The 14,798-nt window shown below is 69.8% G+C and carries 6 protein-coding genes; 4 read left to right on the plus strand and 2 right to left on the minus strand.

Annotated features, from left to right (window positions below; all coding sequences use genetic code 11):
- Positions 1–120 precede the first annotated feature (120 nt).
- From KGA65_RS03720 to KGA65_RS03735, 4 genes are read left to right on the plus strand one after another with little or no spacing between them, the layout of a single operon-like run.
- Positions 121–1,095 carry a SphA family protein gene (locus tag KGA65_RS03720; protein ID WP_225861801.1) on the plus strand — a complete coding sequence of 325 codons (975 nt, stop codon included), beginning with the start codon at positions 121–123 and terminating at the stop codon, positions 1,093–1,095.
- 17 nt (positions 1,096–1,112) lie between these two features.
- Positions 1,113–2,567 (plus strand): aldehyde dehydrogenase family protein, encoded by a 1,455-nt coding sequence (locus tag KGA65_RS03725; protein ID WP_225861802.1) that lies wholly within the window; start codon positions 1,113–1,115, stop codon positions 2,565–2,567.
- Between the two features lie 37 nt (positions 2,568–2,604).
- On the plus strand, positions 2,605–4,740 hold the full coding sequence (locus KGA65_RS03730) for a PQQ-dependent dehydrogenase, methanol/ethanol family (RefSeq protein WP_225861803.1): 2,136 nt from the start codon (positions 2,605–2,607) through the stop codon (positions 4,738–4,740).
- Positions 4,741–4,795: 55 nt separating this feature from the next.
- Positions 4,796–6,955, plus strand: a complete 2,160-nt coding sequence (locus tag KGA65_RS03735; RefSeq protein WP_375142604.1) for a TonB-dependent receptor domain-containing protein — start codon at positions 4,796–4,798, stop codon at positions 6,953–6,955.
- A gap of 21 nt (positions 6,956–6,976) precedes the next feature.
- On the opposite strand, the gene KGA65_RS21015 is transcribed toward KGA65_RS03735, so the two are convergent.
- Together KGA65_RS21015 and KGA65_RS03755 are read right to left on the minus strand one after the other, a co-directional pair.
- Positions 6,977–8,860, minus strand: a complete 1,884-nt coding sequence (locus KGA65_RS21015) for a bifunctional diguanylate cyclase/phosphodiesterase (RefSeq protein ID WP_225861805.1) — start codon at positions 8,858–8,860, stop codon at positions 6,977–6,979.
- 378 nt (positions 8,861–9,238) lie between these two features.
- Entirely contained in the window at positions 9,239–14,773 is a 5,535-nt protein-coding gene (locus KGA65_RS03755) for a YDG domain-containing protein (RefSeq protein WP_255650428.1), read from the minus strand.
- Positions 14,774–14,798: the final 25 nt, after the last annotated feature.

The raw sequence follows: 14,798 nt of genomic DNA on the forward strand, positions 1-14,798 counted from the left end.
GCACGCAGGATCAAGCCGCCGCCGGCCCCGGTTCCTAGCATCGTTCCGTGCCCCTGCGGCTGCGCCGTCACCACGGTCAGCCCAGGCTCCAGCGATCCGCTTTGCGACACGGGACCCACGATGCCATCCACCTTTTCCTTGCGCCTGACCGCGGGCGTGCTGGCCGCGCTGATCAGCGCCGGTGCTGCCCAGGCTTATGAGTTGCCCTCCATCAACCTGGGCCTCACCGGCTTTGTCGATGGCGCGCCGCCCCCGGCCGGGCCGGGCCTGTACTGGATGAGCTACGTGCAGCCTTACCAGGCCAGCCACTTCAAGGACGCCAAGGGCCAGGACCTGCCTCTGCCCAACAGCGACATCAGCGTCACCCCCTGGGTGAACCAGTTCGTCTACCAGAGCGATGCGCGCTGGCTGGGCGGCAAGCTGGGCGGCATGCTGCTGCTGCCGTCCCTCCTGTCGGCCAGCCTGGACGACGGCGCGGGCGGCACCATCCTGGGCCAGACCCAGACCGGCATGGGCGACCCGGTGCTGGGCGCCTTCCTGCAATGGGACCCGGTGATGGGTGCCCAGGGGCCGGTTTTCGCCCATCGCGCGGAACTGGACCTGACCCTGCCCTGGGGCAGCTACGACAAGAGCAAGGGCCTGACGCCCGGCGCCCATGCCACCTCGGTCGAGGCCTACTGGAGCGGCACCTGGTGGGTGAAGCCCGAGTGGACCGTCTCCAGCCGGGTCTTCTACCTGTGGAACGGCGTGAATGGCGATCCGTCGCCCACCCGCTTCGCCAGCAGCGGCATCACCGAGGCGCACAGCTTCCAGGCTGGCCAGGCGGTGCACATGAACCTGGCCACCGACTACGCCATCACGCCCCAGCTGCGCCTGGGCCTGGCGGCCTACTGGCTGCAGCAGACCACCGACACCAAGGTCAACGGCCAGTCGCTGGCGGACACGAAGGAACGCGTCATCGGCTACGGACCGGGCGTGATGTACAGCTTCAGCGCCGACGACCACCTGAGCTTCAACTACTACACCGAGACCGGCGCGCGCAACCGCACCGAAGGCGAGCGCGCCACGCTGCGCTTCATCCACCACTTCCGCTGATCCCCAGGAGCTTTGCGATGAGCGACAACTTTTTCCGACTCAACCTGATCGACGGCGAGTGGCAGGCCTCGGCCGCGGGTCAATGGTTCGACAAGGCCGAGCCCGCCACCGGCGAGCGCCTGTGCCAGGTGACGGCCAGCACCCCGGCCGATGTGGACGCGGCAGTGGCCGCGGCGCGCCGCCAGTTCGACGGTGGCGCCTGGTCCCAGCTGCCCGGCGCGGCCCGGGGCCGCCTGCTCAACCGCCTGGCCGACCTGCTGGAAGCCAAGGCCGAGGACTTCGCCCAGTTGCTGGCCCGTGAGCAGGGCCGTGCGCTGATGGAGATGCGCATGCTGGACGTGCCGATGGCCATCGACACCTTGCGCTACTTCGCCGGTTGGGCCGACAAGCTCGAAGGCCGGCAGATCCCGACCGCCGGCTTCATGGGCCGGCCCACCTTCAACTACACCGTGCGCGAGGCGGTGGGCGTGGCCGCGCTGATCGTGCCCTGGAACGCGCCGCTGATGATCGGCGCCTGGAAGCTGGGCCCCGCGCTGGCGGCCGGCTGCACCGTGGTGGTGAAGCCCTCGGAGGACGCGCCGCTGGCGCTGTCCGCCCTGGCGGCGCTGGCGGCCGAGGCGGGCTTCCCGCCCGGGGTCATCAACGTGGTGCAGGGCCTGGGCCCGGCGGTGGGCCGGGCGCTCACCACCCACCCGGGCGTGGACAAGATCAGCTTCACCGGCAGCACCGTGGTGGGCCGGCAGATCGCGGCCGAGGCCGGTCCGCTGTTCAAGCGGCTGACGCTGGAGCTGGGTGGCAAGGCGCCGCAGATCATCCTGGAAGACGCGGTGCTGGAACAGGCCATCGGCGGCTGCGCCATGGGCCTGTTCGTGGACCAGGGCCAGACCTGTGCCGCGGGCACCCGCATCCTGGTGCACCGCTCGCGCTATGAGGCCGTGCTGCAGGCGCTGGCCGGCGCGGCGCGTTCGCTGCAGCTGGGCGACCCCTTCAACCCGGCCACTCAGATGGGCGCGCTGATCAGCGAGCGCCATGCGCAGCGGGTGCGGTCGCACATCGACGCGGCCCGCCAGGCCGGCGCGCAGATGCTGGCCGGCGACGAGGCCGTGCCCGAGCGCGGCTTCTTCGTGCGGCCCACCATCTTCGGTGGCGTCACGCCGGACATGGCGATCGCCCGCGAAGAGGTCTTCGGCCCGGTGGGCGTGGTCATCCCCTTCGACAGCGACGACGAGGCGGTGGCGCTGGCCAACGACTCGGCCTACGGCCTGTCGGCCACGCTGTGGACCCAGAACCTCACCAAGGCGCACAGCCTGGCGGCGCGTCTGAAGGTGGGGGCCGTGGCCATCAACGGCTGGAGCCCGCTGGACGCCCGCCTGCCCTGGGGCGGCGGCAAGGACAGCGGCGTGGGCCGTGATCTGTCGCGTGCCGCGCTCGACGGCTACCTCGAGGAAAAGGTCGTCACCGTCGTGATGTGAGCCGGCTCTGCAGACCCACTTTGATCTTGGAATTCGCATGAACACCTTCTTGCAACCCGCCCGGCGCGGCCTGGCCCTGGTGCTGGCCGCCAGCCTGGCCGCCCCGACGCTGGCCCGCCTGCCGGCCGATGTGAACGGCGCGCGCATCGTCCACGCCAACCAGGAACCCGGCAACTGGATGAGCCACGGCCGGACCTACGACGAGCAGCGCTACAGCCCGCTCACGCAGGTCAACGACCGCAACGTCCAGCAGCTCGGCGTGGCCTGGACCCAGAAGCTCGATTGGGACTTCGGCGTCGAGGCCACCCCGATCGTGGTCGATGGCGTGATGTACACGACGGGCGCCTACAGCATCGTCTACGCCTACGACGCCCGCACCGGCCAGCCGCTGTGGAAGTACGACCCCGAGGTGCCGCGCGACAAGGGCGGCGAGGGCTGCTGCAGCGTGGTCAACCGCGGCGTGGCGGTCTGGGAGGGCAAGGTCTATGTGGGCGCTTTCGACGGCCGGCTGATCGCGCTGGACGCACGCAACGGCAAGCCCGTCTGGTCGGTGGACACCCGGTTGGACAAGGCCAAGAGCTACACCATCACCGGCGCGCCGCGCATCGTGCACGGCAAGGTGCTGATCGGCAACGGCGGCGCCGAGTTCGGCGTGCGCGGCTACATCACCGCCTACGACGCCAAGACCGGGAAGCAGGCCTGGCGCTTCTTCACCGTGCCGGGCGACCCGGCCAAGCCGCCCGAGGACGAGGCCATGGCGATGGCCCTGCGCACCTGGTACGGCAACGGCTGGGTCAAGTGGGGCGGCGGCGGCACCGTGTGGGACTCGATGGCCTACGACCCCGAGCTGAACCTGCTCTACATCGGCGTGGGCAACGGCTCGCCCTTCAACTACAAGTTCCGCAGCGACGGCAAGGGCGACAACCTGTTCCTGTCGTCCATCGTGGCGTTGGACGCGGACACCGGCAAGTACCGCTGGCACTACCAGACCACGCCGGCCGAGATGTGGGACTACACCGCCACCCAGCACATCATCCTGGCCGAGTTGGAGATCGAGGGCAAGAAGCGCAAGGTGCTGATGCAGGCGCCCAAGAACGGCTTCTTCTACGTGCTGGACCGCAGCAACGGCCAGCTGCTGTCGGCCGAGAAGTTCGTGCCGGTCAACTGGGCCTCGCACATCGACATGAGCTCGGGCCGGCCGGTCAAGACCGGCGCGGCCGACTACCTGGACGGCAAGGGCATGAAGATCGTCGTGCCCAGCTTCCTGGGCGGGCACAACTGGCAGCCCATGTCCTTCCACCCTGGCACCGGCCTGGTCTACCTGCCGGCACAGGAGACGGCCGCCGGGCTGGAGCCGCAGCAGGAACCGATGTTCATGCCCATCCGCAATGTGGTGAACATCGGCCTGGATGTGCCGCAGCTGCCGGAGGATCCGAAGGTGGTCAAGCAGATCGCCGAGAGCTGGAAGGGCCGTCTGCTGGCTTGGGACCCGGTGGCGCAGAAGGCGCGCTGGTCGGTGGAGTACCCGACCGCCTGGAACGGCGGCACGCTGGCCACGGCCGGCAACCTGGTGTTCCAGGGCACGGCCGATGGCCGGGCCGTGGCCTACGCCGCCGACACCGGCAAGCTGCTGTGGCAGGCCCCGGTCAACTCCGGCGCGATGGCAGGGCCGGTGACCTACACCGTGGGTGGCGAGCAGTACGTGACCTTCATGGTGGGCTGGGGCGGTTCCTTCCCCAACATCACCGGGCCGCTGTCGCTCAACGCCAAGGTCAAGCCCGAGTCGCGCGTGGTGACCTTCAAGCTGGGCGGCAGCGCCCAACTGCCGCCGCCCAGGCATGAGGCCGCTGTGCTGCCGCCCCTGCCGCCGCTCAAGGCCAGCGAGGCAGAGCTGAAGATCGGCCGCACGATGTTCAACGGCCTGTGCGCCAACTGCCACGGCCTGAACGCGGTCAGCGGTGGCGTGGTGCCGGACCTGCGCTACCTCTCGCCCGAGAAGCACGGCTACTTCCTGGGCATCGTCTATGGCGGGCGCACCGAGCGGGGCATGCCGTCCTTCGCCAAAGGCATTGGCCCCGAGCAGGTCGAGCTGATCCGCCAGTACATCATCTCGCGCTCGCACGCGCTGAAGGCCGAGCTGGCGGCCGCCGCCGCGTCCGCCCCGGCCCCCTGAGTCTTTTCTTTGATCCTTTCACTGCCGCGGGCTGGGGCCTGCGGCCTTTTGCATCATGCGTTTTGACCGCGCTGTTTCTGTGGGGTGGTCCCTGCTGCCCGGGTGCCTCCCCTTGCTGTGGTTTGGCTTGGCCCGGGCCGCGGACGACCCGGCCACTGCGGTGACCCTGCCCGTGGTCCGGGTGACGGCCGAGCCGCTGGCCGCGCCGGTGCTGGCGCTGCCGGCCGCCGACGACACGGTGGGCGGGGAGGACCTGCGCCGGGACCGGCCGCAGGTCAGTGTCTCGGAGGGGCTGGGCTTCGTGCCCGGCCTGCAACTGCGTGAGCGGCAGAACTACGCGCAGGATCTGCAGATCTCGGTGCGCGGTTTTGGCGCCCGGGCCTCGTTCGGCATCCGGGGCATCCGGCTGGTGGTGGACGGCATTCCCGCCACGCTGCCGGATGGCCAGGGCCAGATCAGCCATGTCGAGCTGGGTTCGGTCGATCGGATCGAGGTGTTGCGCGGGCCCTTCTCGGCGCTGGACGGCAACGCCGCGGGCGGGGTCATCCGCGTCTTCACCGAGGACGGGCCCGACCGTCCCGAGATCAGCGTCGACGCCGGCGCGGGCAGCCACGATGCCGCCCGCGTGGGTGTGCAGGCCGGCGGTCGGGTGGGCGCATGGCGCTACCGCGTCGGCGCCAGCCACTTCCAGACCAACGGCTTTCGCGACCACAGCGCGGCCGAGCGCGACCTGGGCAATGCCAAGTTCAGCTGGCAGCCCGATGACGACCGGCGCCTGAGCCTGGTGCTCAACCACCTGGACCTGCCCGAGGCCCAGGACCCGCTGGGCCTGACCCGGGCCCAGATGACGGCCGATCCCTCCGGCGTGGACCCGGTGGCCGAGACCTTCAACACCCGCAAGCGCGTGGGCCAGACGCAGGGCGGGCTGACCTACCTGCAGCGCCTGGGGCCGCAGGACACGCTGCAGGCCCAGGCCTACCTGGGCCACCGCAGCACCACGCAGTACCAGTCCATCCCGGTGGCCACCCAGACCAACCCGCTGCACCCGGGCGGCGTGATCGACCTGGACCGCGACTACCAGGGCCTGGACCTGCGCTGGGTGCGCCAGACCACGCTGCTGGACCAGCCGCTGGCCTGGACGGCCGGCCTGGCCTGGGATGTGCTGATGGAGCAGCGCCGCGGCGCGCAGAACTTCACCGGCAGCGGCGACACCTGGGTCACGGGCGTGCGGGGCGCGCTGCGCCGCGACGAGGACAACCGCGTGGCCAACCTGGACCCGTACCTGCAGCTCAACTGGCGCTGGGCGCCGCAGTGGCTGCTGCAGGCCGGGCTGCGCTACAGCAACGTGCGCTTCACCTCCCGCGACCACTACATCGTGGGCAGCAACCCCGATGACAGCGGCCAGGTGCGCCAGGCGGCCTGGCTGCCGATGCTGGGGCTGTCCTACCAGATGGCCCCGGGCTGGAAGGCCTACGCTTCGCTGGGGCGCGGCGAGGAGACGCCCACGCTCAACGAGCTGGCCTACCGCGCGGGCGGGCAGACCGGGCTGAACTTCGCCCTGCGGTCGGCCAGCAGCACCAGCGCCGAGCTGGGGCTGCAGTGGGCCACGGCCGACTGGGGGCAGGGTGAGCTGGCGCTGTTCGAGACCCGCACCGCGCACGAGATCGTCACCCAGACCAATGCCGGCGGCCGGGCCACCTACCAGAACGCCGGCGGCACGCTGCGCCGCGGGCTGGAGCTGGGCTGGTCCGCGGCCTGGGCGTCGGCCGGGCGGGTGCGCCTGAACAGCAGCTTCCTGGACGCCCATTACCGCGACAGCTTCCTGGCCTGCAGCGGCACGCCCTGCACCGCGCCCAGCACCGTGATCCCGTCAGGGAACCGGTTGCCGGGACTGGCCCGCAGCACCGTGGCCCTGGGGCTGGACTGGCAACCGCCCACCGGCTGGCATGCCGGGGCCGAGTGGCGCTACGTGGGGCGCATCTTCGTCAACGACACCAACAGCGACGCGGCTGCGGCGGCCACCACCGTCGCGCTGAGCAGCGGCTACCAGTGGCGCGGCGAGGACTGGTCGGTCGACGCCTTCGCCCGGGTGGACAACCTGCTGGACCGTCGCTATGTCGGCTCGGTGATCGTCAACGATGGCAACGGCCGCTACTTTGAGCCCGCGCCGGGTCGCAGCTGGTGGGCCGGCATCCGCAGCCGCTGGCAGTTCTGAGGCCGGCGAGCCGCAGCGGGCTCAGGCCGCGTCGGCCGTTGCCCGGCCGGGCGCAAAGACAATGCGGCCCTTGCCGGCCCGCTTGGCCGCGTACATCGCGGCATCCGCCGCCGCCAGCAGTCCGTGGGGCGTGTCGGCCCGGGTCGTGCCAAAGGCCACCCCGACGCTGCTGCCGATCTGGACCGGCGTGCCGTCGGGCAGGGGGAAGGCCGCATGGAGCGCCTCCAGACAGCGCTGCAGGATGGGCTCCACTTCGGCCGGCTCGGCCGCGCCGGCCAGCACCAGTGCGAACTCGTCCCCCCCCAGGCGGGCCACCAGGTCGCTGGCGCGCACCTGGGCGGCCAGGCGTTCACCCACCTGGTACAGCACGGCATCGCCGGCGTCATGGCCGAAGCGGTCGTTGATGGCCTTGAAGCCATCCAGATCCATGTAGCAGACGGCCAGCCCCTGGCCTGTCTGGCCGGCGCGCTCCAGGGCGTGGCGCAGCTGGTCGTCGAAGGAGCGCCGGTTCGCCAGCCCGGTCAGCGCGTCGTGCAGGGCCAGGTGGTGGGCATGGGCTTCGCTGTGCTTCAGACCGTCGATGTCGACCAGCATCCAGACCGATTCATCCTCCGACAGCGCGGTGCCGCTGAGGTCCACCCAGATCCGTGCATCGTTCCCTGTGCGCATCAGCACCTGGGTGTGGAAGCCACCCCGCTCGCGCAGGGCGCGGTAGCCCTCCTCGCCGATGGCCTCGAAGGCCTGCTGATCGGGGTAGAGCACCCGGGTGCTGGCTTCCAGCAACACCGTGCGGTTGTGGCCGAGGATCCTGGCGGCCGCCTGGTTCAGCCACTCGATGCGGCGCTGGCGCACGCGCAGCATGCCCACCCACTCGTTCTCGATCATCAGGGCCTGCTGCCGGGCCAGGCGGGCGGTGTACTGGGCGGCCTCCCGTGCCCGAACGTGCTGGACATGGACGTAGACCGAGCCCCCCAGCACCAGCAGCATGACCAGGGCCGTGAAGCCCCAGTGGCGCCAGGCGGCCGCTTTCCAGGGGGCAACGACGTATTGCTCGCTGCTCAGACCGGCCACCAGCACCAGCGGAAAGCCCGGCACCGCGCGGTAGGCGTAGAGACGCTCCACCTTGTCCTGGCCCTCCTTGCTGGTGTAGCGGCCGAAGGCCGGGTACTGGCGCGAGGCGGCCCGCAGTTCGGGCGAGACATGGCTCTGCCCCATGCCATCGGTGGACGGCGGGCTGCCCACCGCATGCCGGGCGACCAGCTTGAAGTCTTGGGTGCGCAGCGCGATGACGCCACCGTCGCCCAACGCCAGTTTGGAGAACAGCGTGCTGAAATGACGGGCGACCAGCACGGCATACACCACGCCCCGGACCTGCCCATCGGGGCCGACCACCCGACGGGCCAGGATCACGCACCACTCGCTCAACACCCGGCTGACCAGTGGATCGGACAGCACCGGCCCATCGCTTTGGAGCACGCGCTGGAAGTAGGCCCGGTCGCCGATGCGGATTGGCGGCCCCCCGGTGCTGTCGGCGCCAACGGCACCGTCCACGCTGGCGAAGCGGATGGCGGCCACGAACGGCACCAGCGGGGCCTGTTCGCGGATGGCCGTGTTCAGCAGGGCCGCGGCGCTGTGGGGGTCGGCCCCGGCGTTGACCGGCAGGCGCTGGCCGACGCTCACCAGCGCGTTGTCCACCAACCGCAGTTCAGCCGCGAGCTCGATGCTGACACTGTGCGCCAGGTTGTCGGCCACCTCGGCCGCCCGGGCGTGGTCGGTGTCCCAGGTGGCATCCAGGTTCAAGAAGGTGGCGGTGCAGAGCAGCACGGCCACCAGGGCATTGCCCATGCCCAGCCACCAGCCCACCCGCGCCAGCGGCTGGGACGCCATCTTGGCGATGCGATCCACGAACCCTTGCTCCTGCAACAACAACCACGCCACCAGCCACCCGAACCAAGCTTGGAACACGCTGGCGTGTTCCGGTCCGGGCGACTGCTTCCCTCAAGGGCTTGGTCATGATGTTAGGGGGGTCTGCGGGGTCAGGCTTGATGGTGGTCAAGCGCGGATCGGCGACCGGGCCGTCGCGCTTCGCGCCGGAGGTCGCCTGGTTTTGTCAGGCCTTCGCCTCCCGACGTCCCCGGGACACCGCCCAAGGCCACTCCGGCGGGTTGGCAGAACCTGGCGCCCGCTGCGCCTTCGGAGCATGGCTGGTTGGCCTGCCGCAGGCGCGCGACCTGCGGCAGGAATGGGAGGATGCAGGCAAGGGACAGGCGACGGTCCCAGGCCTCAGCCCCGCGGCTGAAGCGCCTTGGCGTCCTCTCCCTTGAAGCGCAGCACCACGGCTTTCACCTTGTTGACGCTGACGTGCGCGCTGCGCTTGAGTGCGCTCAGCGCATAGGCGCTCAGGGTGTCGGGCGTCAGGGTCTTCAGACCGTCGTCGCCTTCCACGAGCAGGGTGCCATCGGCCAGCAGCGTGAGCTGCATCAGGGCGCTGCCACCATGGCTCAGCGCCAGTCTGGCCTGGCTGCGCGCGCTGATGTCACCGTCCAGGCGGGGTTCCGTGACCTCGTCGGTGCTGACCAGGGGCTTCAGCTCCAGGCTGCTGCCTTGGTCGATCACGTGGTTCCAGCCCTTGAAGTCGAGGCTGGTGCTCGCGGCCACGAAAACCGGCAGGTTGACCTCGGCGATGCCTTCGTCGACGCCGGTGCCTTCGGTGGCGATGCTGACACCGCCATCGGCCCGGACTTCCCCGTCGGTCGACAGCTGCATGATCGACGTGCCCGCGACCGCGCCGCTGACGCCCAGGCTGTAGAGCGTGGCCTGACCGGCCGCACCCGGCAGCAGCGCGACGGCGGCGCTGGCGCTGCCGGTGCTGTTGGCGCCCGGGTTGCCCTTGGCCTGCAGGCCGACCACGGCCGCCGAGGTGGCGGCGGTGATGTCGCCGCTGACCGTCGTCTGCGCCGGGTCGAGCTGATAGTTCGCCGCGTCGCTGCCGGTCAGGCCCAGCGTCACGGTCACAGCCTTGCCGGTGCCTGCCGTCGCGCTGTCGTAGGTGCCCGACAGCGTGACGTCCACCGTGTCGCCATCCACCAGGCCGGACACCGTGCCACCACTGACGTGGGCGGTGGTGTTGCCGTCATAGGTCTTGGTGGCGACGGTGACCGTGCCGGCCGAGACGGTTTTGGGGGTGATGTCGGCGGTGGTGCTGGCCGTGTTGCTGGCCAGTACGTAGTTGGTGGCATCCGCGCCCGTCAGGCCCAGGTCGACGCTGACCGTCTTGCCGGTGCCGGCATTCTTGGTGTCGAAGCTGCCGGCCAGGGTGGTGGACACGTTGTCGCCGGCGGCGATGCCGGACAGCGCACCGCCGCTGACGCTCGCCACGGTGTTGCCGTCATAGACCTTGTCCGCGGCGCTGACCGCACCGGCCGAAATCGTCTTGGCGGTGATGTCGGCCTGCGCCGTGGTGGAGGTCGTGGCCAGCGCGTAGTTGCCGGCTTCGGCCCCCGTCAGGGTCAGGCCATTGACCGTCACGGTCTTGCCGGTGCCGGCGTTCTTGTCGGCGAAGCTGGCGCTGGCCTCGTTCACGGCCACCTGGTCCGCATCGCTGGCCAGCACGCCGTCCAGGCTCAGACCCGACAGCGTGGCCGCCGTCGTGCCGTCGTAGACCTTGCCGTTGGCCGTGACGCTGGCCGTCACGGTCTTGGGCGTGATGTCGGCGGTGGTGCTGGCGGTGCTGCTGGCGAGCACGTAGTTGGCGGCATCGGCGCCGCTCAGGCCCAGGCCGACGTTGACCGTCTTGCCGGTACCGGCATTCTTGTCGTCGAACTGGCCGGCCAGCGTGGTGGACACCGTGTCGCCCGCCATCAGGCCGGACAGCGCACCGCCGCTGACGGCGGCGGCCGTCGTGCCGTCATAGACCTTGTTGGCCGCGCTCACCGCGCCGGCCGTCACGGTCTTGGCGGTGATGTCGGCGGTGGTGCTGGCGGTGCTGCTGGCGAGCACGTAGTTGGCCGCATCGGCGCCGGTCAGGCCCAGGTCGACGCTGACCGTCTTGCCGGTGCCGGCGTTCTTGTTGTCGAACTGGCCGGTCAGGCGAGTGGCCACGCTGTCGCCGCTGACCACGCCGGCCAGCAGGCCGCCGCCGACGCTGGCAGTGGTGGTGCCGTCGTAGACCTTGTTATCGGCCGTCACCGTGCCGGCCGAGATGGTCTTGGCGGTCACGGTGCCGATGTCGCCGCTGACGGTGTCGCTGCTCAGCCGGTAGCCGTAGACGTGCACGGTCTTGCTGTTGTCCGGGTTGGTGTTGTCACCCGGCACCGTGTCGGTGGTGCCACCGTTGGTGGCCACCCCCAGCCGCACGCCGGTGGCGGACACCGTCTTGCCGCTGCCGACGTTCTTGCTGTCGTATTGCGCCGCGCCGATGTTGGCCGCGTCAATGGACAGCTGCACGTTGTCGCCATCGATGCCGTTGGACAGCAGCCTGATGTTGTCCGCCGTCAGCGAGGTGCCACCGCTGGTGCCCGGGTTGTTCGGGTTGGTCGCCACGGTGCTCGTGGTGCTGGTGGCCGTGGTGCCGTCGTAGGTCTTGGTGACGGTACCGACCAGCGTCGCATCCACGAAGGCCGTGCGCTTGTACAGGTAGCCGTTGTTGCCCGCCTCGTCCACGTTGAGCACCTGGACCAGATCGGCCTTGGTGCCCACCGGGTTGGTGACCACGCCGTTGATGTTCTTTTGGCCGCGGTCATCGTAGGCGGCGATGTCGTTGCCGGTGCACACGCCGGCGGTGCAGGTGTAGCTGCCGTCGGATTCGCCGTAGGTGGCTTCGTAGATCTTGAAGTCCACGTCCAGGTTGCGGCCCTCGTCCTTGGACGGATCGGTGGAATAGACCAGCCAGCGGCCTCCCGCCTGGAGGGCGTCGCTGCCGCTGTCGTTGACGAAGTTGCCCTCGGCGGCGGCCACGATGTTGTTGTGGGCCGCGATCGTGCCATTGGCGGTGATGACGAGGTTGCCGGTGCCGATGCTCGTGCCCGTCTGGTCAACCGTCTGCGTGTTGGCGGCCTGCACAAAGACCGAGCCACTGTTGTTGGTCAGCGTGCCGTTGACGACGGCGTTGCCACCGATCAGGCCCAGGTTGCCGGGGGTGTTGAAGGTGAAGGTGTTGGGCGTGCCATCGGTGTTGCCCACCTCGACGGTGCCGGTGCTGTCCGTGCGGCCGATGATCAGGCCCTTGACACCCTGGGCTTCCAGATAGGCCAGGTCGCTCTGGGAGATGAAGGTGCTGGTGGTGGTCAGGCCGCTGACGCTGCCGTCACGAGCCACCGTGCCGTCACCCAGCATGGCGCCTTGCGTGTCATTGACGAACAGGTTGCTGCCCGCGTCGGCCGGCTTGAGCTGCAGCGAGACCGTGCCCAGGCTGGTGGCCAGGGTGCTGTCACTCTGGTTGATGGCGATGCTGCCGGCCTGCAGGCCGATCGGGCCGGTGGTGGTGGTGGTCGCGCCCGTGCGGTCGAGCACGTAAGGCTTCAGCGTCGTGCCGGTGTCCAGCGTGATGGTGCTGTCCTTGTCGGTCTCGATGCTGGCACCACCGTTGATGGTGTAGTCCCTCAGGTCGAGGTTGCCGCCGACGATCAGGGTGCCGCCCAGGATCACCTTGCCGGTCGATTCCCCCATCGATTGGCTTTCCGAGCCGCCGGCAGCGGTGATGTCCTTGCCGGTGTAGAGGTGGCCGCTGTCCGTGCAGGTGTTGCTGTTGTTGCAGGACAGGTCGACAGTGCTGCCATAGGTCAGCGTCGCGGTCGCACCGGTGCTGCCGAAGCTCATGTAGAAATTGCCGCCGTTGGTCGACACCGTCTTGCTGAGGACCAGGTTGCCCACGCCACCGCTGTCGGCGTCACCCGAGATGTGGATGTAGCCGCCGTTGGTGATCAGGTTCCCCGAGACGGCCAGGCCGTCTGCCCCCAGCACCGTGATGCTGCCGGCGCCCGGCAGGGTGCTGCCACCGGTCTGGTTCAGGACCTGGCCGAGGGTGTAGCCGCCGCCCACGTGGGCCGGCATCTGGCTCGGCGTCTTGTCCTCCGCGCCTTCGGCCAGCGTGCCATGGGCAACGAGGTTGAAGGTGCCCTGGTTGGTGTTGGCATCGGTGCCAACGTTGCTGCCATTGCTGAGGGCCTTGCCCACCGTGCCCGTGGCCGAGCCACCGGACTCGATGAAGATGTAGCCGGTCCCGAACACCTCCAGCGTGTTGTTGCGGTTCACGAAGGTGATCTGGGTTCTGTTCCCGACCGCCTCGGCGTAGAAACTCACATTGGGCTGCAGGGTGATGGTGCCGTCGCCGCCGTTCTTCGACAGGTCTTCGAAGACGATGCTGTTCGTCGCCAGCAGCGCGATGGTGCCGCTGGACTGGGCTTCCAGCGTGGCCTCGTTGATCACCGAGTAGCCGGTGGTTGACACGTCGCAGCCGCTGGCGCCGCCGCAGACCATGATGTCGGCCGGATCGAGCAGGAGCGTGCCACCGGTGCCCTGGGGCGCCAGCGTGTCGGTGTGCCCGCGGTAGTTCAAGGTCCCCTTGCCGGACACCTCGACGAAGCCGCCATCGCCACCGTTCGCGCCACCCCGGGCGGCGATGCTGCCCGCGAAGTCATTGCGGTGGTCGGCCCAGAACACGACCGCGCCGCCGTCACCGCGGTTGGTGGCGTTGGCGCTGACCGTCACATCGCCCGCGACCTGCACGTCCTGGGCATTGGCCAGGCTGCTGTCTTCACCACGCAGGCCGCCGCCCACGCGGATGGTGCCGCCGCCGGTGGCGCCATTGGCGTTCAGCGTGGCGCCACCGCCCAGCGCCAGGGTATGCCCGGTGACGGTGATGTCGCCGCCCTGGGCCTGGGCCGAGCTGGCGTCCAGCGTGCCGGCCACGTGCACCGCGCCGTTGTCGCCGCCGTCCAGCACGATGTGGCCCCCGTTCAGGCTCAGGCCGGTGGCTTCGATCACGCCCGCGTTGTTGACCACGGTGGCCACCGCCGCGTTGGCGCTGCGCGCGCTCAGGCTGACGGTGTCGCCGCTGAGGCGGCCGTCATTCTCGACCAGCGCGTCGAGGGCGGCCTTGTCGATGGTGTAGCCCAGCAGGCCATCGCCGCCGAAGTCCAGCGTCACCTGGTCGCCTGCGGCCAGCGCGATGCTGCCCGCGGCGATGCTGCCGGTGTTGCGCACCACCGGGGCCACCAGCGCGACCACGCTGCCGGCGGTGATGCTGCCGGCGTTGCTCACCGCGCCCGCGGCGCCGCTGTTCGTGAAGCTGTAGTTGCCGGCCAGGAAGTCGCTGTCAGACAGGTTCAGCGAGCTGGCCACCAGCCCACCGACGTTGACCTGTGCGGTCTTGCCGAAAGTCACGCCCGCGCTGTTCAGGATCCAGACGTTGCCGTTGGCCGTCAGCGCGCCGTCGATCTGGCTGGCCACGCCGCTGCCCACGCGGTTGAGCGCGATGGCGTTGTTGTTGGCCTGGTTGAAGTTCACGCTGGCGGAGGCTCCAACGTCGAAGCTGCCCCAGTTGATCACCAGCTTCTGCGAGGACTGCGTGACGTTGAGCGTGTTGCCGCTCTGCGTGAGCGTGGCGGTGCCGGTGGCGATGTGGCCGTTCCTGGGCAAGGTGCTGGCATCCAGCGCCGAGGCGGCGGGAGCGGTCAGCGCAAGTGCCAGGCCGGCCGCGGCCAGCACAGCGCCGGAGGCGCGTTTGCCGCGTGCGCGGGCGGTTTCCGCCACGGCCACATAGGCGCCGATGGCTTCGTTCCAGACCAGGCGGTAGGCGTGGTTGAGGGAATGGTTCATGGTGAGTGTCCTTGCGAATTCGGTC

It is taken from the genome of Ideonella benzenivorans (assembly GCF_020387415.1).
Classification (GTDB): Bacteria; Pseudomonadota; Gammaproteobacteria; order Burkholderiales; family Burkholderiaceae_C; genus Ideonella; species Ideonella benzenivorans.

Excerpts from the sequence above, each read along its gene's own strand:
- KGA65_RS03720 (WP_225861801.1), top strand. The coding sequence starts at position 121 with ATGCCATCCACCTTTTCCTTGCGCCTGACCGCGGGCGTGCTGGCCGCG.
- KGA65_RS03725 (WP_225861802.1), top strand. The coding sequence starts at position 1,113 with ATGAGCGACAACTTTTTCCGACTCAACCTGATCGACGGCGAGTGGCAG.
- KGA65_RS03730 (WP_225861803.1), top strand. The coding sequence starts at position 2,605 with ATGAACACCTTCTTGCAACCCGCCCGGCGCGGCCTGGCCCTGGTGCTG.
- KGA65_RS03735 (WP_375142604.1), top strand. The coding sequence starts at position 4,796 with ATGCGTTTTGACCGCGCTGTTTCTGTGGGGTGGTCCCTGCTGCCCGGG.
- KGA65_RS03755 (WP_255650428.1), bottom strand. The coding sequence starts at position 14,773 with ATGAACCATTCCCTCAACCACGCCTACCGCCTGGTCTGGAACGAAGCC.